18 protein-coding genes are annotated in these 17456 nt (G+C 60.0%); 8 read left to right on the top strand and 10 right to left on the bottom strand.

Translation table 11 applies throughout. From position 1 onward, the window contains the following. Entirely contained in the window at window positions 1-1185 is a 1185-nt protein-coding gene (locus tag ACR0E2_RS17650) for a TIGR03862 family flavoprotein (RefSeq protein WP_480447376.1), read from the bottom strand. A 48-nt stretch (window positions 1186-1233) separates the two neighbouring features. Here ACR0E2_RS17650 and ACR0E2_RS17645 point away from each other — a divergent pair, with 48 nt between their 5' ends. After that, window positions 1234-1530, top strand: a complete 297-nt coding sequence (locus ACR0E2_RS17645; RefSeq protein ID WP_171230594.1) for an HNH endonuclease — start codon at window positions 1234-1236, stop codon at window positions 1528-1530. Here ACR0E2_RS17645 and ACR0E2_RS17640 read toward each other — a convergent pair whose 3' ends face one another. Genes ACR0E2_RS17640 through ACR0E2_RS17630 form a run of 3 tightly spaced genes read right to left on the bottom strand, consistent with a single transcriptional unit; the run spans window position 1531 to window position 3613 of the window. After that, window positions 1531-2268: a VOC family protein gene (locus ACR0E2_RS17640; RefSeq protein WP_480447375.1), complete on the bottom strand. Its 738-nt coding sequence runs from the start codon at window positions 2266-2268 to the stop codon at window positions 1531-1533. It abuts the gene before it with no gap. Beyond that, the gene (locus tag ACR0E2_RS17635; RefSeq protein WP_480447374.1) at window positions 2265-2873 is read right to left on the bottom strand and encodes an enoyl-CoA hydratase/isomerase family protein; all 609 of its coding nucleotides are present in this window, start codon (window positions 2871-2873) and stop codon (window positions 2265-2267) included. Before ACR0E2_RS17635 ends, ACR0E2_RS17640 begins: the two co-directional genes overlap by 4 nt. After that, window positions 2870-3613, bottom strand: coding sequence for an SDR family oxidoreductase (locus ACR0E2_RS17630; protein WP_171642135.1), 744 nt, complete (start codon window positions 3611-3613; stop codon window positions 2870-2872). The genes ACR0E2_RS17635 and ACR0E2_RS17630 overlap by 4 nt, the downstream gene beginning before the upstream one ends. A 107-nt stretch (window positions 3614-3720) precedes the next feature. On the opposite strand from ACR0E2_RS17630, the gene ACR0E2_RS17625 reads away from it, so the two are divergent. From ACR0E2_RS17625 to lpxK, 5 genes are all read left to right on the top strand, one after another. After that, the gene (locus ACR0E2_RS17625; RefSeq protein WP_480447373.1) at window positions 3721-5268 is read left to right on the top strand and encodes a DUF2125 domain-containing protein; all 1548 of its coding nucleotides are present in this window, start codon (window positions 3721-3723) and stop codon (window positions 5266-5268) included. A 172-nt stretch (window positions 5269-5440) separates the two neighbouring features. Next, window positions 5441-6787 (top strand): TldD/PmbA family protein, encoded by a 1347-nt coding sequence (locus ACR0E2_RS17620; protein ID WP_480447372.1) that lies wholly within the window; start codon window positions 5441-5443, stop codon window positions 6785-6787. Further along, window positions 6774-7574, top strand: coding sequence for an inositol monophosphatase family protein (locus ACR0E2_RS17615; RefSeq protein WP_480447371.1), 801 nt, complete (start codon window positions 6774-6776; stop codon window positions 7572-7574). Before ACR0E2_RS17620 ends, ACR0E2_RS17615 begins: the two co-directional genes overlap by 14 nt. Continuing rightward, complete coding sequence (locus ACR0E2_RS17610) at window positions 7571-8809, top strand: 3-deoxy-D-manno-octulosonic acid transferase (protein ID WP_480447370.1); 1239 nt, start codon at window positions 7571-7573, stop codon at window positions 8807-8809. Before ACR0E2_RS17615 ends, ACR0E2_RS17610 begins: the two co-directional genes overlap by 4 nt. Then, complete coding sequence (gene lpxK / locus ACR0E2_RS17605) at window positions 8796-9797, top strand: tetraacyldisaccharide 4'-kinase (RefSeq protein ID WP_480447369.1); 1002 nt, start codon at window positions 8796-8798, stop codon at window positions 9795-9797. Before ACR0E2_RS17610 ends, lpxK begins: the two co-directional genes overlap by 14 nt. A 39-nt stretch (window positions 9798-9836) precedes the next feature. Here the strand turns inward: lpxK and ACR0E2_RS17600 are convergent, their stop codons facing one another. Next, window positions 9837-10499: a DsbA family protein gene (locus tag ACR0E2_RS17600; RefSeq protein WP_480447368.1), complete on the bottom strand. Its 663-nt coding sequence runs from the start codon at window positions 10497-10499 to the stop codon at window positions 9837-9839. Window positions 10500-10512: 13 nt separating this feature from the next. Beyond that, window positions 10513-11019 (bottom strand): DUF721 domain-containing protein, encoded by a 507-nt coding sequence (locus ACR0E2_RS17595; RefSeq protein ID WP_480447367.1) that lies wholly within the window; start codon window positions 11017-11019, stop codon window positions 10513-10515. 81 nt (window positions 11020-11100) lie between these two features. Between ACR0E2_RS17595 and mutY the strand changes: the two genes are divergently transcribed. Next, window positions 11101-12156, top strand: coding sequence for an A/G-specific adenine glycosylase (gene mutY / locus ACR0E2_RS17590; RefSeq protein WP_480447366.1), 1056 nt, complete (start codon window positions 11101-11103; stop codon window positions 12154-12156). 61 nt (window positions 12157-12217) lie between these two features. Beyond that, window positions 12218-13354, top strand: coding sequence for an alkane 1-monooxygenase (locus tag ACR0E2_RS17585; protein ID WP_480447365.1), 1137 nt, complete (start codon window positions 12218-12220; stop codon window positions 13352-13354). 79 nt (window positions 13355-13433) lie between these two features. Here the strand turns inward: ACR0E2_RS17585 and ACR0E2_RS17580 are convergent, their stop codons facing one another. The 4 genes from ACR0E2_RS17580 to ACR0E2_RS17565 form a co-directional block, all read right to left on the bottom strand. Further along, window positions 13434-14816 carry an adenylate/guanylate cyclase domain-containing protein gene (locus ACR0E2_RS17580; protein ID WP_480447364.1) on the bottom strand — a complete coding sequence of 461 codons (1383 nt, stop codon included), beginning with the start codon at window positions 14814-14816 and terminating at the stop codon, window positions 13434-13436. A 140-nt stretch (window positions 14817-14956) separates the two neighbouring features. Beyond that, window positions 14957-16057, bottom strand: coding sequence for a DNA methyltransferase (locus tag ACR0E2_RS17575; RefSeq protein WP_480447363.1), 1101 nt, complete (start codon window positions 16055-16057; stop codon window positions 14957-14959). A gap of 107 nt (window positions 16058-16164) precedes the next feature. Continuing rightward, entirely contained in the window at window positions 16165-16782 is a 618-nt protein-coding gene (locus ACR0E2_RS17570) for a ribonuclease HII (RefSeq protein ID WP_480447362.1), read from the bottom strand. A gap of 110 nt (window positions 16783-16892) precedes the next feature. Next, entirely contained in the window at window positions 16893-17351 is a 459-nt protein-coding gene (locus ACR0E2_RS17565) for a hypothetical protein (RefSeq protein ID WP_480447361.1), read from the bottom strand. Between the last annotated feature and the right edge of the window lie 105 nt (window positions 17352-17456).

The raw sequence follows: 17456 nt of genomic DNA, 5'->3' as shown, positions 1-17456 counted from the left end.
TCATTCGACCTTTTCCAGCCAGTCCGCGGCAGACCGACCAGCCCAGCGCCCGGTCGCCAGGCAAGCCGTAAGCAGATAGCCCCCGGTCGGGGCCTCCCAATCCAGCATTTCGCCAGCGCAGAACACACCCGGCAGGGCCGTCAGCATCAGCCCGTCATCCAGCGCTGCCTGTTTGATACCACCTGCGGTCGAAATGGCTTCGCCCATCGGGCGAAGGCCGGCATGCCGGATAGGCAGCTTTTTCAACATGCTCACTTGCACGGATTGAGGATGGCCGCCGCGTTTTGCCATTTCATGAAACAGGGCGATTTTCTGAGCAGACAGGTTCAGCGATTTTCTCATCCACTGGGACAGCGTTGTTTTCGACCGTTTCGCGGACAACCGCGCCAGCAGAGCCTGTTGGTCCAGATCAGGCGCCAGATCAGCAAACAATGGCTGCCCCGCGCGCAAGGCCGGTGTCAGCGAATACAGCCCTCCACCTTCCAGACCGGTTCTGGAAATCGCAGCCTCTCCTCGGCTTACCAAATCGCCTGCCATCCATCGGATCGATTTCAATGCGGCCCCGAAATGGGGCTGCATATGTGGGCTCCAATCAACGGAAATGGCTGAGTTTGCGGGTTCAAAGGGTGCCAAAGCCACGTCTTTTCCGGCCAATATCTGCGCCCAGTGACCGTCCGAGCCAAGGCGGGCCCAGCTTGCACCTCCCAGTGCCAGCACGGTGACATCCGTCGAAACACTGCGCCGCCCGTCCGGAGTGTCAAACACCGGCGCATCACTTTCCCAGCCGGCCCAACGCCAGCGGGTCCTGATCTCGACCCCGGCCTTGTCCAATCGTGCCAACCAGGCCCGCAACAAGGGCGAGGCCTTCATTGCTTCGGGAAACACGCGCCCCGTCGAGCCGACAAACAGCGTCTGCCCCAACCCGCGCGCCCAGTGCTGAACAGCTTCGGCATCAAAGTCAGACATGATCGGACGCAACCAATCTGCCGCTTCACCATAGGCGCGGATCAGGTCATCAAGCGGCTCGTCCTTGGTCAGGTTCAGCCCCGATTTCCCGGCCATCAGGAACTTGCGCGCGACCGACGGTTTGGCCTCGGCCACCAACACGGAATGCCCGGCTGCGGCCAACTGTTCTGCCGCCATCAACCCGGCGGGGCCTGCTCCGATCACCACTGCCTGCGCCATTCGCACCCTCTTGCCTTCGCCCGTCACAGGCGCAAGTTTCACATCATCATGACGAACAGCGATCCGATCTGCCCGCTTTGCGGCCGCCCGATCCCCGACGGGGCTGGCAGCCTGCATCATCTGATCCCAAAACTCAAAGGAGGCAAGGGCGGACCTACCGTTCTGCTGCATCAGATCTGCCACAAAGAGGTGCACGCCACCCTGACCGAAGCCGAACTGGCACGCAGTTTCAACACGGTCGCGGCCCTGCGTGCGCATCCAAGGCTCGAGAAATTTCTGACTTGGGTTCGCAAACGCCCCCCCGGATTTCGTTCGAAAGTTCCGGGCAAGCGGCGCGGGCGCTGATCAACCTGGCAGGATCTGGTCGCCGACAATATCTGTGAGAGGTTCGGACAGACCTTCGATCTCGATACCCTGAAAGTCCGGCACATGGGCGAATTGTGCGCCCGCAACATGCTGGAATTCCAACGTCGTATAGGCGCGTTTCCACAGCCATTCGCGGTTTTCAACAGCCCAAAGGTCAGGATTGGGCGGGGTTTCGTTGGTAAAGGCATAGAAATGCAGGTCAAAGCCGTAAGGGGCGACCTCCTGCATTGACAGCAACGACATGCCCCGGGCGCGCCAGAACGCGTCTTCGGCGGCAATATCGCCGGTTCGAAGGGTAATTTGACCGATCCGAGCCTGCGCGAAAGGCGCGTCGGGGTCTGCTGCATGCGGCGGCCGGTTGCCTTCGAAATCATGTTGCAGCAGCTCGATGACGAACCCTTCGGGATCCGCAAGATGGCACATGTAGCCGATGTCCAGAAACTGGTTCGGCGTGCTCACTGGAACGTCGAACCTGCGCAGATGAGCCGCAGCAAGATCGACATCCGGCACGGTGATTCCTATCTTCCAGTACCGCTGCCCCGTGTCGTGGGTGTACCCTCCTCCACCCGGCAGCAACACAATTTCTGCGTCTGCACCGTCATAGCCGACACGGTGGCCGGTTTCTGCTGGGCCGACGGACATGCCCAGAATGTCGCGATAAAACGCGGCCAGCCGACCCGGGTCAGCGACCCGCAGGCGCAGTGCAGACAGCCTCATGAGCACAACCTTGCGATTCCCGCCGCGATCTCGGGGTCGGCGTTCACGCTGTCGGCCACCAGATCGCGTGCGGTTTGCATCAGATGTTCGGGATCGACAATCCGGTCCACCAGGCCAAATTCATACGCCTCCTGCGCGGTGATTTTCTGACCGGCCATAAGGATCAACTTGGCCCTGGCCGGTCCGACCAGAGCCGCCAGCCGCGCGGGGTCGGACGGTTGTGGCAGAAACCCCAGCTTCATCACCGGATAGAAGAACTTGGCCGACGGCACGGCAATGCGCAGATCGCAGGCCAGCGCCATACCGTTGGCCCCGCCTGCCAAAGTGCCGTTCAGCGCGGCAACGGTCAGACAGGGCAACGCGGCAATGGCGCCGGACAGCCTTTCCCAGACATCCGATTTGGCCAGACCGCCGCGCGCTTCGTCCAGATCTGCCCCGGCGCTGAACACTTTGCCTGCGCCGGTCAGGATCAACGCCTTGGCCTCTGTCGCGGATTCGGCGATCTCGGCCAGTTCCGCGAGCATGGCCCCGGTCAGGGCGTTCGCCTTGCCGGGATTGTTGATCGTGACGGTCCACAGGCCGCCTTCTTTGGTCAAATCGATCATATCAGCCCGGCCCGTTTGCGAATGTCTTCAAGCCGCAGCGAAATTTCAGTGCCAAGAAACTCATCGGCATCATCCGAGCACATCCACAACAGCGCCCGTGCGGGCCAATCAGCGGGGATATGCACATCCCAGTCCAGCTGACTGACGGGATTTATGCCGCTGGCCTTGATCGACCGCTGCATATCGGTGGCCACCGTCCCCGGTGACAGGCCCATGGCGCGAATACCATTATGGGCTTCTTCCAGATGCAGACATTCCGTGAGCATCTTGGCCCCGGCCTTCGAGGCGCAATAGTGGCTCCAGGCCTCGACCGGATTCGATGCAGCACCGGACGAGATCGTCAGAATGCTCCCTCCTCCCGCAGCCCGCATCACTGGCAACGCCGCGCGCATCCCGTAGAAAATACCTTTCAGATTGATGTCGATGGCCTTGCTCCACGCCTCGGTGTCAGCATTCGAGAGATGAAAGATCGGATCGATCACACCCGCGTTGCCGATCAGAACATCCAACCCACCGAACCGGTCCACGCATGTGGCCACGGCTTGTTCCACCTGCGCGAAATCGCTGACGTCACAGGCCAATGCGATGGCCTGATCGCCCAATGCGGCCGCCAGAGCGTCAATCTGGTCCTGGCTGCGAGCCACCAATGCGACATTGGCGCCGGCTGCGGCAAAAACGCGCCCTGCCTCGGCCCCAATTCCTCGGCTGGCCCCGGTTATGAGAACAGTTTTTCCCTGCATTTGCCCTTCCTCACGCATTGTAATCTCTGTCGGCTACAGCCGTAGCGCGTAAACGGGGAAAGGGTCCAGCCCTTGCCCCCTTGACGATACCCGCCACAAAACCGACCATGCGCCACAAATTGATCAAGAAGGGTTACCTTATGTCCGTTTTCCTTCGCCGCAGCTGCGGCGCTGCCCTGGCTTATGCCGTTGCCACCCAAGGGGCGTTTGCCGATCTGTCGGCCGATGACGTCTGGTCCGATTGGCAGAGCTATTTCACCTCGATGGGTTACACCGTCACAGGAGACGAAAGCACCTCGGGCGACGTCACCACGATTTCCAACATGACACTTTCAGTGGCCCTTCCCGAAGAGGACGGACAGTTTCAGATGGTCATGCCAGAAATGACACTGACCGAAAATGGTGACGGGACCGTTACCATTGACCTGCCGGAAAGCTTTCCCATGGAAATCACCGGTCAGGCCGAAGACGAAAACTTCGCAGCCACTGTCACCTATTCCCACAGCCAACTGAACATGGTCGTGTCGGGCACACCGGACGACATGACCTATGACTACAAGGCTGACAATCTGGGCGTAAAACTGGATTCGATTGAGGTCGATGGTGAGGCTCTGCCCAATGATGTGTTTGGCATCGATGTCCAAGCAAGCGATCTGTCCGGCAGCTCGCGGATGCAGATCGGTGACAATCGAAACATCAGCCAGACGTTCAACGCAGCCACGTTAACTTATGATCTGAACTTTCAGGATCCTGAAAGCGGCGAAAACGGGTTGATCAACGGTCAACTGGATCAACTGGCATTCGAGGGCACCAACGTCGTCCCGCCGGATTTTGACTTTTCGGACCCAGAAGCCTTTTACAAAGCCGGTTTTTCCTTTGACGGCACCTTCACCTATGCCGCGGGCAGCACGGATCTGAGCGGGACCAGCGAAGGTCAGGCGTTCTCGATGAACAGCACGTCCGAAGGCGGGCGTTTTGCAGCCAGCATCGATGCAGAGCGTATCGTCTATGACATTGACCAGAACAGCACGAAGATGGCCGTTACCACGGCGGGCCTGCCGTTCCCGATCGAACTTTCGATGGCCAAGGCGGGCCTGAACTTCGAATTCCCCATCCAGCAATCGGACGAGGTTCAACCCTTCGGCTTTGGGCTGAACCTGACCGATTTCACCATGTCGGACATATTGTGGGGCATTTTCGACCCTGCGGGCGCGTTGCCGCGTGATCCGGCGACGATTGCGCTGGATGCGACGGGAACCGCGAAAGTGCTGATGAATATCTTCGATCCTGAAATCGACGTCGAATCCGACGAAGCGCCGGGGGAATTGCACTCTCTGAAGATCAACGAACTGCTGGTTTCGCTGGTTGGTGCCAAACTGACCGGTAACGGTGATTTTGCTTTCGACAACACCAATACCGAAGAGTTTGATGGCCTGCCCAGCCCAAGCGGCGTGGCGAACCTTCAGCTGGTGGGCGCCAACCAGTTGATCGACACCCTGATCGGCATGGGAATCATCTCGGACGAAGACGCGCTGGGTGCCCGCATGATGATGGGTCTGATGGCAGTGCCGGGCGAAGAACCGGACACACTGAACTCGAAGATCGAGTTCACCGAAGACGGCCAGATCCTAGCGAATGGTCAACGTATCAAGTGACAATCAACGGAAAGGGCCGCGCAACATGCGGCCCTTTCTCTGTCCTGCCAGTCCCTGCCCAAACCACTGAAACGGCGCGGGTTCACCGCGATCCTCAACGCACAATCTGGTCACAGGTCTTGCGAGACGGGCGGTCCAAGGCTAGGTCCTTGGCAATCAACCCGGAGGCCTCATGACCTGCTCACCAGAAGAAATCAGCCATCACTTGCTTGACGTGGCCCGCAAGGCAGGCGCGGACGCGGCGGATGCCATCGTTATCGACGGATCCTCTGTTTCCGTCGAAGTGCGGGGCGGCGCGCTGGAGCATGCCGAACGCTCGGAAGGGACTGATCTGGGATTGCGGGTGTTTCTGGGCAAACGATCCGCCATTGTGTCCAGTTCCGACAGCCGCCCTGAAACCCTTCGCGCCATGGCGGAACGAGCTGTCGCGATGGCCAGGGAGGCCCCCGAAGATCCGTTTTCCGGGCTGGCTGACAAGGACCAGCTGGTCACAGACTGGAACATAGAGTCACTGGAACTGTCAGACCCCGCCCCGGCCCCGTCTGCCGAAGCCCTGATGCAGGATGCTCTGACGGCCGAGGCCGCAGCACTGGCCGTCGCCGGCGTTACCCAGGTGTCGGATGCGGCCGCAAGCTATGGAACCCACCATGTGCATCTGGCCGCGACAAACGGGTTCACTGGCGGGTACGCGCGCAGCAGCCGGTCGGTTTCCTGTGTTGCGATCTCGGGCGAAGGCACAGGGATGGAACGGGACTATGACGGCGACAGCCGGACGTTCCAATCCGACCTGCGCAGCGCGGAGGAAATCGGGCGCACAGCAGGTGAACGCGCCGTGCAACAGGTTGGTGCGCGCAAACCTGAGACAGGAAGTTTTCCGGTGCTCTTCGACGAACGGATCTCGTCCTCGCTCATCGGCCACCTTCTGGCCGCCAGCAATGGCGCGGCGATCGCACGGGGCGCATCCTGGCTCAAGGATTGCTTGGGGCAGGGCGTTCTGCCCGCGCACCTGTCCCTGATCGAAGACCCGCATCGCCCGCGCATTTCGGGCTCGCGCCCATTTGATGCCGAGGGTTTGCCGACACAACGCCGGGCAATCGTGGAAAACGGCGTTCTGACCGGCTGGACGCTGGACCTGTCAAGCGGGCGAAAACTGGATATGGCGTCCACGGGAAATGCGGCGCGTGGGGTCTCGGGCCCGCCATCGCCCAGCAACTGGAACCTGAGCCTGACACAAGGTGACCAAAGCCGCGCCGACCTGCTGCGCGATATGGGGACCGGGTTGCTGGTCACATCCATGATCGGATCGACGATCAACCCCAATACCGGTGACTATTCAAGGGGTGCATCGGGCTTCTGGGTCGAGAATGGCGAGATCACGCATCCGGTCAATGAATGCACCATCGCGGGCAATCTGCGGGACATGCTGCGCCGGATCATCCCGGCGAACGATGCCCGCCCATACCTGTCGCGCGTGGTTCCGTCGCTTCTGATCGAAGGAATGACACTTGCCGGCAACTGATCTGCCCCTGCTGATCGAGGCGGCGCTGGAGGCCGGCAAGATCGCCACGCGCTATTCCGGCACGCAAGCGCAGCGCTGGGACAAACCCGATGGCGCCGGGCCAGTGACCGAGGCAGATCTTGCCGTGAACACGATGCTGGAGGAGCGGTTGTGTTCGGCGCGACCGGGCTATGGCTGGCTCAGTGAGGAATCCGAGGATTCCACCGACCGGCTGGACCGCAGCAGCACTTTCATCATCGACCCGATCGACGGCACCCGAAGCTTTGCAGAAGGCGCGCGCACCTGGGCACATTCCATAGCCGTCGCCGATAACGGCATGGTGACGGCGGCGGTCATTTACCTGCCGATGCGGGATTTGCTGTACACGGCGGCCCAGGGTCAGGGCGCGTCTCTCAATGGTAAGACGATCACGACCTCGGATACCGCAGAGCTTTTGCAATCAGAAATTCTGGCCGCCAAGCCAAATCTTGACGCGCGGCATTGGCGCGACGCGCAGGCGCCAGAATTCGAACGCGCGTATCGACCGTCACTTGCCTATCGCATGGCTTTGGTTGCGCAGGGGCGGTTCGATGGCATGCTGACCCTGCGCCCCAGTTGGGAATGGGATATTGCCGCCGGCGACCTGATCATCCGAGAGGCCGGCGGCATCTGTTCGGACCGTACGGGGCAACGGCTGATCTTCAACAACTTGCATCCCAGGTTGAACGGCGTGATCGCCGCCAGCGCCTTGGTTCATCAGCAATTGTCGGCACTGCTGGATCCGGCCGGGCCGGGAATCGGAACATGAGCAAACCGCGCTCACTCAGCCTGGCCGCCTACAGGGTGTTGTCATGGGGGTTGCGCAACGGGGTTGCGCCGCAATCCAACCTGCCGCGCCCCGAAGGTGAGTTGCTATGGATCCATGTTGCCACCCCGGATCGGCTGCGGGCTGTGACCGACTTCTGCCGTCGGCTGTCGCAGGTCAGGGCCAAGCTGAATTTCCTGCTGACAGCCCCCCCGGATGAGGATCTGTCCAACTGGCCAGACAGCAGGTTCCCTTTGATCAACCTGCCACAGGAACAGAGTGGCGCCGCCCGCGAGTTTATCGAATACTGGCGTCCGAACATGGGGTTGTGGGTCGGTGGCGATCTGATGCCCAACATTGTCACGCGCGCTGACGAACAGGCGATCCCGCTGGTCCTGTTCGACGCCCAATTCAGCGTCACTCTGTCCCGGAACGCCCGTTGGCTGCCGGACATCACGCGGGTGACCTTTGACTGTTTCCGCAAGATTCTCACGCCATCCGCCGAGACGGCTCGGCAGATCCGCCGCCTCGGAATCCAATCCGGAAAAGTTGCGGAATCACCGCCTTTGCGGATCAGCCCCAACCCCCGGCCCTGGCCAGAAGACGAACTCATCGAGACCACTCATACACTTGCCGGGCGTCCGGTTTGGTTGGCGGCATGGGTTCAGGACAAGGAATTCATCTCGGTTCTGACAGCCCACCGTCAGGCGCTGCGGATGCTGCATCGGCTGGTTCTGGTGTTGCACGTGGCAAACGAGCCGGAAGTCACGCCGCTGAGACGGCGGCTGGAATCGATGGACCTGCGCTGCATCAACTGGGATGAAGGGGACATGATTGAAGACACCACTCAGGTCGTCCTGACATCGGACCCCGAAAACCTGGGCCTGTGGCATCGCATGGCACCAGTGACCTTCATGGGCAGTTCGCTGGAACGCAGCGCGGGCGGTCAGGACCCGTCCGAAGCAATCGCGCTGGGGTCTGCGATCATGTTCGGACCATATGTGCACCGCCATCAGGAATTCTATTCCAGCCTGCAACAGGTGAACGCCGCCAAAGAGGTAAAAACGGCCACCGAACTGGGCGACGCCGTTGTGCAGCTTCTGGCGCCGGATCAAGCTGCCGACATGGCGTTGGCTGGATGGCAGTTGTTGACCGAAGGCGCACCGCAGGCTGACGCCCTGATCGAAATGGTACAGGATATTCTGGATCAGCGGAGAGCGGATCATGCGGGCACCTGATTTCTGGAACACGACCCCGGACCAACCGGATCTGAGGGCGCGTCTGCTGGCACCGTTGGGGCGCCTATATGCAGCGGCAACCGCCCGAAGGATCGCCTCGGAATCCGGCGAAAAGCCGGGTGTGCCCGTGATCTGTATCGGCAACCTCAATGCTGGTGGAACCGGTAAAACACCAACGGTGATCTGGACCCTTGAACAGCTTCGAGGCGCCTGGCACGAACCACATGTCGTCACGCGGGGGCACGGAGGCTCTTTGGACGGGCCGGTGCAGGTTGATCCGGCCCGGCACACGGCTGCCGAAGTAGGAGACGAGCCGCTGCTTCTGGCGATGTTTGCCGAAGTCTGGGTTGCCAAGGACAGGGCGGCGGGCGCACGGGCCGCCGCAGCGGCGGGCGCCACGGTAATCGTGCTGGATGACGGGTTTCAAAACCCTTCGGTGGCCAAGGATTTCTCGATCATTGTTGTCGATGCTCAACGCGGGTTCGGAAACGGTTTGTGCCTGCCTGCCGGGCCACTGCGGGAACCGGTCGACATCGGGTTGAAACGGGCCGACCTTGTGTTGTCTCTGGGCGATGAGGCCGCGCAAATGGCTTTCACCGCTCAGTGGGGCGACAAGTTGTCCGTTCCCCATGTCACCGGAGCAATCGAGCCCCTGCAAACCGGCATGGACTGGACCGGCACACGCGCTTTGGCATTTGCCGGTATCGGCCACCCCGAGAAGTTCTTCAAAACCCTGCGGCAGCTGGGCGTAGACCTGGTCCGCGCCGAAGCTCTGGACGATCACCAGCCTCTGACTCAGGCACTGATGGCCCGTCTGGAAAACGAGGCGCGCCAACTGGGTGCTCAGATGATAACGACCGAGAAAGATGCCGTACGTCTGCCCCCGGCTTTTCGGAGCAAAGTGATCACTCTGCCGGTGCGTCTGCGAGTCGGCGAAACCGACAAGGTCCGCGACATGCTGCTGAAGGCAGCACCTGCACCAAAATAGGCCCGGTCGGCCCGGGCGGGGCCAACCGGAAAAGGGTGTTCAGCCACCCAGTTCGTCTTCGATCAGCTTTTTGAAGTCAGCGTAGGACTGGTTGTCGACCTTCTTGCCGTTCACCACAAATGATGGCGTCGCCTGGATGCCATCGCGTTCGGCGTTTTCCTGATACCACGCAGCCAATGTCCGCGCCTTGGTACCGTCTTGCAGACAAGACTCGAGCTGGTCGCCATCGATGCCGGCCAAACGACCGATCTTGCGCAGCTCGTCCACGATCTCGGCCGGACCACCTGCGCGTGTCCATTCTGCCTGCCCTTCATAGATCAGGTCTGTGATACCGAAGAACTTTTCGGGGCCAGCGCAGCGTGCAACCATCGATGCCCAAAGGCCGTAGCGGTCAAAATACACCTCACGATAGGTAAACTTGACCTTGCCGGTGTCGATGAAGTCTTTCTTGAGTTGTTTGAAGGCGCCCTGATGGAAACTCGCGCAATGCGGGCAGGTATAGGACGCATATTCGATGATTTCGACAGGTGCATCCTCGGCGCCCAGCACCATCTCGACGATCGTCGAAGTATCCAGGTCCGCCTCCTGCGCTTCGGCGGCACTGACCAGTGGAATGGTGACATTGGTGTTCGACCCTGTCAGCCAATAGCCGCCAGCGGCCACGGCGACGGCCGCACAGATTACGGTTGCAATACGGCTCATTTTCAGCCCTTTCTCAGCGTTTCTGTTTGGATAAAACGTTGCGCCCGAGACGTTCAAGAGCCGCGCGCAAATCTTCATCATGTACTTCGCGTGACATTTTGTCGGCCTCGGCGGCAATGTCAGGCGCAATCTGGGGTTTGGCTTGCTTCGGCTTGTAGTCGAAACTGGCCTGCCCCTCGGCAAATCCGGTCGGAGCGGTCTGGGTGATACGGACCCGGCTGATGGCGTTATAGCCATAGACCGCGTTTACCTTGCCGCGCAGCTGTTCCTTCTGCATTTCCAGCATCGGAGCCTGTGGCCCGGTCGTCAACACGGTCAGGGTGGCACCAAATCCGCCCTTGCCATAACCCACTTTGACCGGGCGCGCGATGGCGGCGGTTTCCTGGCCGACAATCTCGGCCCAGTGGGTCAAAAGCCGCGACACGGCAAACCCCCGGCTTTCCCCGGCGCGCCGGATCTGATCGTTCAGCAAGGATGCGGTGCGTTTGAACCCGCGGGTCGAAGAACGTCTGCGTTGCATCTGGTTTCCTGCTCCTACGCCTCTATTGTACTGGGCAGGCCACCATGTGCCAGCGAAACCCGACCGGGAGTTGAATAAAACTTGCGTGACTCTGCTGAATTCACCGTCAGTGATGCGTTGCTGGAGTGGTACGACCGCCACGCCCGCGAAATGCCATGGCGCATCGGTCCGGCAGATCGCGCCGCCGGGATACGCCCCGATCCCTATCGGGTCTGGCTGTCCGAAGTGATGTTGCAGCAAACGACAGTTGCCGCCGTTCGCGACTATTTCCTGCGCTTCACCACCCGCTGGCCTACGGTTCAAGCTCTGGCCACCGCACCGGACGATCAGGTCATGGGGGAATGGGCCGGGCTTGGCTATTACGCCCGCGCCCGCAATCTTTTGAAATGCGCCCGTGCCGTCACGCAGGGCTACGATGGCCGGTTTCCTGACAGCTTTGAAGCGCTGCTGAACCTACCCGGCATAGGCCCCTATACCGCCGCAGCGATCTCGGCCATAGCGTTTGATCGGCCTGAAACCGTGCTGGACGGAAACGTCGAGCGTGTCATGGCCCGGCTCCATGACATTCACGATCCGCTACCCGGGTCCAAACCCCTGCTGAAGGAAAAGGCGTCGGCCCTGACCCCGGCCATACGTCCGGGCGATTACGCGCAGGCCGTCATGGATTTGGGGGCAACCATCTGCACACCGAAGTCGCCGGCATGTGGCATCTGCCCCCTGCGTGACCCCTGTCAGAGCCGCGTCGCAGGCACCCAAACCGACCTGCCACGAAAAACGCCCAAAAAGCCCAAACCCACGCGGTATGGGCACGTGTATGTTGCGCAAAGCGCAGACGGGGCCATGGTGCTGGAACGCCGGCCTGACAAAGGTCTGCTGGGCGGAATGCTGGGCTGGCCCGGATCAGAGTGGAACGATGCCCCGACCGAACGTGCCCCGTTCCCTGCGAATTGGAAGATGTTGCCGGGCGAAGTGCGCCACACATTTACACATTTCCACCTGATTTTGCGGATCTGGACCACGGATGCCGCTGATCACGACGTACCCGAACATCTGACGGTCGTCGACAAGCACAGCTTCAGGCCCGGCGACCTGCCAACCGTGATGCGCAAGGCCTATGATCTTTGGCGAGGACAATAAGTCCGCTGTGCAAGTCTTCGGGCCATGTCTAGGGTATGTCCAAAAAGTCGGAGCAGAAAAGATGATCGCAACTGGCACATTGTCCCGCTGGCAATCTGCATCCCCTTTCTGGGTGTCGCTGCTACTGATCCCGCTGGTCTGGTTTTCAGCTGCTACCGGTGGATGGTCACTGCTGCTGGTTCCTGCCGCAACCTGGTGGGCTTTTGCAGTGCTGGACCGGATCACCGGGCTCAACACTCAAAACGCCGACCCCGAGACGCCGGACACGGCGCTGCAATGGTACATATTACTAATAAAACTCTGGGCCCCGATCCAGTTCGTCACCCTTTTTAGTCTGATCTGGTACGCAACCCACAACACCCATCTGTCAACGCTTGAGAAAATCGGCCTCTTCTTTGGCATGGGCGTCATTTCGGGCACGATTGGGATCAATTACAGCCACGAGTTGATGCACCAGAAAAGCCGCTTGGAACGCTGGCTTGGGGACATCCTTCTTGCCATGGTGCTGTATTCTCATTTTCGGTCCGAGCACCTGTTGGTCCATCACCGCCATGTTGGCACCCCGCGCGATCCGGTGTCGGCGCGCTACAACGAAGGGTTCCATCGCTTCTATCCCCGCGTTCTGTGGCAATGCTGGGTTTCGGCCTTCAACGCCGAGCGCAACAAGCTGGCCCGCATCGATAGACAGTGGACAGATCGTTCAAACCCGTTCTGGCGGTACTGGGCGCTGCAAGGTGGGATGCTGGCACTGGCCGGCCTGATCGGAGGATGGTCCGGCGTGGCGCTGTTTCTGCTGCAGGCTAGTGTCGCAATATGGCAGCTCGAGCTGGTCAATTACGTCGAGCATTACGGCCTGACCCGAAAACACCTGGGCGACGGACGGTACGAGCATGTCCTGCCACGCCATTCCTGGAATGCCTCGCAGAAAGCTTCGAACTGGTTGCTGATCAATCTTCAGCGCCATTCGGACCACCATTACAAACCCAACCGCCGGTTTCCGCTGCTGCAACATCACGCGTCGGACACAGCCCCGCAATTGCCCTATGGCTATCCCGTCATGACCGTGTTCGCCATGATCCCTCCGCTGTGGCGGCGGGTCATGAACCCGCGCGTTCGCGCGTGGCGACGCCACTATTATCCCGAGATCACCGACTGGCACCCCTACAACAAATCTTTGAACCCCATGCCCAAAGCGTGACTGCAGCGCGCACAGGCGCGCTGCTTGGCCCAACTGTCAGCACTGCATCTGCGATGCTGTTCTGACGGGCGGGAGGCCCTCAGCTTTTCATCATCCAGACATCCATCGGCGCCTCGACCCCTCGCACGGTTTGGTCGCGGCAGGCAACAAAACCGGCCATGACCTCCGGCGCCTGCGGGTTTTCTTCCGCAACCCGCAAACGCACGGCATCGCTGACAACGATACGCGCCTTGAAATCACGCGTCAGTGCCTCAAGCTTGGCCGCCACATTGACCGCATCGCCAATCACCGCGAATTCCAACCGGTTGGCACCGATATCCCCAAGTACGACCGAGCCGTAATGCACCCCAACGCCGACATGGATTTCAGGCTCACCCGCCCGGCGGCGTTCCAGATTCCAACGGTCGATCACACCCACCATCGCACGCGCGCAGTCCAGGGCATTACTCGCGTCCAGGGGCGTTGGCACCGGAGTGCCGAAGGTCGCCATCAAACCGTCGCCCAGATACTTGTCCAAGGTCCCGTGGTGCCGGAATACCTCGGTTTCCATACGGGCATGAAACCCGCGCAGAACCTCGATCACTTCATAGGGATCCCGCCCGGCGGCGTATTTGGTGAATCCGACGATATCGATGAACAGAACGGCCACATCTTCTTTGCGGACCTGTTTCAGCGGCTCATCGTTCTGGCTCAGCTCATCCACCACGTTGGGTGAGAAATACCGCGACAGGTTGGCCCGCTCCCGTTCCAGTCCCGCGTTGTTCATCAACAATTGATTGAGACGCCGCATCGAAATGCCCAGCGTTACCGCGACCATTATGAATACGATCACTTGCTGGATACGTTGAGGGATCATGAAACTGTTGGGGTCCAACAGCTCGGCAACATCCGGATAGCCCTGCAAAGCCTCTGCAACCTTTTCGCTGATCCCCGGAATCGGCGTTGCCAACCACGAGGCAACGATCCAACCGATCGTCCACATCAATGCCGTCCACGAACCGATGGCAATGACCGTGCGCCAGGAATAGGCCAAGGTTCCAGCCGCCAGGATGACGAAAAAGTACTGAAAGTTGTCGAACCGGTATTGCATGGCCAGAGGGCGGACATCGTCACTGAACGGGTTGGGCACGATCATTCCAAGGGTCATGATCAGCAGATCCACGAAGATCAAAAGAAGCTCGACCCGCGATTGCCCCACCCGACCGGAACGGCGGATCAGCCAACCGTTGGCGCAGATCAGCAGCAGAATGAAGTGATACCAAAGCACCTCCCATTGCGGGTTCAGGAAAACCAGAAGAACCCCGGTCAGTGCCATCGCCACCCAACGCGCGCGGACGGCCAGTTCCAACCCTTCTCGCTTGTGCCGCTCCAACGCGGCCTCGGTGTATTTGTTGTCCAGATCGAACGTGTCAGGTTGCGTGAAAAACAGACTGCGGCGGGGCTGCGCGGTTGTCTCGGTCATGGCCGTGATCTTTCTTGCAGTGTCAGGGTCAACAACATGCAATCACTGTTGATGCCAAAACAAAAGACCCCGCCGTAGGATCGGCGGGGCAAGGCGTAGTGCCTTGTGTCAGGCCACAGGCACCGGCGGTGTTCTTTGTATCAGTTCATCTCGGCCCGGATCTGCTGGCGCAGAACGTCGATCGGAACCGTTTTGCCGTCACGCTTGAAGCACCAATAGGTCCAGCCATTGCAGGACGGAGCATTTTCCAGATGGGCGCCCACCTGATGGATCGAGCCTTTGACGTTGTCACCGACCAATGTGCCATCGGCCCGGACTTTGGCCTTGTGACGCCGGTTCATGGAATAAAGCTCTTCGCCCGGGCGCAGCATCCCACGCTCGACCAGCTGGCCGAAGGGAACGCGGGGTTCGGCGCGCTTGCTGGCGCTGACTTCCAGAGCCTCACGATCGAATTTGCGGACCTTGGCAATGCGCTTCTCGGCCACCTTGCGGTAGCTTTCCTCGCGTTCGATACCAATGAACTCGCGGCCCAGCATCTTGGCGACGGCTCCGGTCGTTCCGGTGCCGAAGAACGGATCCAGCACCACGTCCCCGGGGTTGGTCGAGCCGATCAGAACACGGTGCAGCAGTGATTCCGGCTTTTGCGTCGGGTGTGCCTTGTCACCGTTTTCATCCTTCAGACGTTCATGCCCGGTGCAGATCGGCAGCACCCAGTCGCTGCGCATCTGCACGCCTTCGTTCAGGGCCTTAAGCGCCTCATAGTTGAAGGTGTACTTGGCCCCTTCGCGCTTGGATGCCCAGATCATCGTCTCATGCGCGTTGGTAAAACGTTTGCCACGGAAGTTGGGCATCGGGTTTGATTTGCGCCAGACCACATCGTTCAAAATCCAATAGCCCTCGTCCTGCAACGCCGAACCAACGCGGAAGATGTTGTGGTAAGAGCCGATCACCCAAATCGCACCATTTGGCTTGAGCAGACGGCGCGCCGACTTCAACCACGCGCGGGTGAATTGGTCATAGGCACCAAAGCTGGAAAACTGATCCCAGTGATCATCCACCGCATCCACCTGAGAGTTGTCCGGACGATGCAGCTGACCTTTCAACTGCAAATTATAGGGCGGATCCGCAAAAATCAGGTCAACGGATGCCTCGGGAAGACTGTTCATCACTTCGATGCAGTCCCCGGATAGAATCGTGTTTAAAGGGGGCGCTATTGCGCCCTTTTTGGTGGTTGTCGTCATATCACTGCCTCAAGTGTCCACGGCGCTTTTGCGCTCATTTGGTTGAGACAAGGATGAGTCAAAGACGAATCGGCGTCAATTTCTTTTTTGAATCAGCAACTTACGATTTACTCTTGATACAAGATATTGTGCACCGGCTTGAACGAACGTCTATGGTGTGGGGTCACGCCAAGATTTTGAAGTGCTTCCTTGTGTTGTTTTGACGGATAACCGGCGTTGGTTTCCCATCCATATCCCGGATGCTGTTGCGCCAAATCCACCATCACCTGATCGCGCCAGTTTTTCGCAAGGATCGACGCGGCTGCAATCGACACCGATCGGGCATCCCCCTTCACGACGGCCTGCGACGGGGTTTTCAGGCCGCGTGGAATCATGTTCCCGTCGATCAGCAGGAAATCGGGGGCCGGTGTCAGTGCCTCGACTGCGCGCAGCATCGCCAGATGCGATGCCCTGAGGATGTTGATCTCGTCAATCTCGGCGACCGAGGCTTCGGCCACGGCAAACTCGGCGCTGTGCCGGATCTCGGCATCCAGCGCGGCCCGACGTCTGGCCGTCAGCTTCTTGGAATCATTCAACCCTTCGGGGATGGTCTGTGGGTTCAGGATCACCGCTGCCGCGACGACCGGGCCGGCCAAAGGGCCGCGCCCGACCTCATCCACACCCGCGATACGGCAATGGCCCCGGTCCAGCAGCGCCTGTTCAAGTTCGAAATCTGGTTTTGTCATCCTTTTGGAAAACCGTGTTTCACACAGCGCCGCAAGAAAAAAAGAGAGGGCAGCCCACACCACCCTCTCTCACGCGGCGCGTCTTTGGCGCCGCTCCTGCTCAACCGGTGTTACTGGTAAACGACACGGTATCCTTTCTGGCGCAGGCACGCGGGTTCGTATGCCCGCTTGACCTTTTGGCCATTCCAGAAACCGACTTTGCACTCTTGCGGCAGGCTTTTGGCATGTTTGTAGTGCTTCTTGAGGCATTTCGGCCCAAGCAACGGATGATCCTGTGAATACCCGTTGAATGTGCGCAGGCAGCGCTGGGGCAGATCATAACGCGCCACGTGCGGCGGCAGAGGGCGCACCGGCTGCGGCGTGTAAGGTGCCGGGGTATAGGTCTGATGGCGAGTCGCCCGATCCTTTTTCTTTTCCTTGTTGTAATAGTGAACCCCGGCCCCGATGAGCGCGATGGCCGCCAGCCCGCCAAGAATGTCCTTTGCGTCCGCGGCCCGTGCCTGAGACGCAGAAACTCCGGTTATTGCAACCGCGGTCGCAACGATGAAAGCGATGAATTTCCTGTGCATGATGCGTGTCCTTCATAGTGTTTGGGCGACCGTGTGACGGAGCGCGTCCAGATTGCCCTGACACTTGGGGGCGACCGGTCCAGACAAGCAATAACGGCCCGGTGT

The sequence above is a fragment of the Ruegeria sp. A4 genome (assembly GCF_056543025.1).
This window is presented reverse-complemented; position numbering and strand designations above follow the sequence as displayed.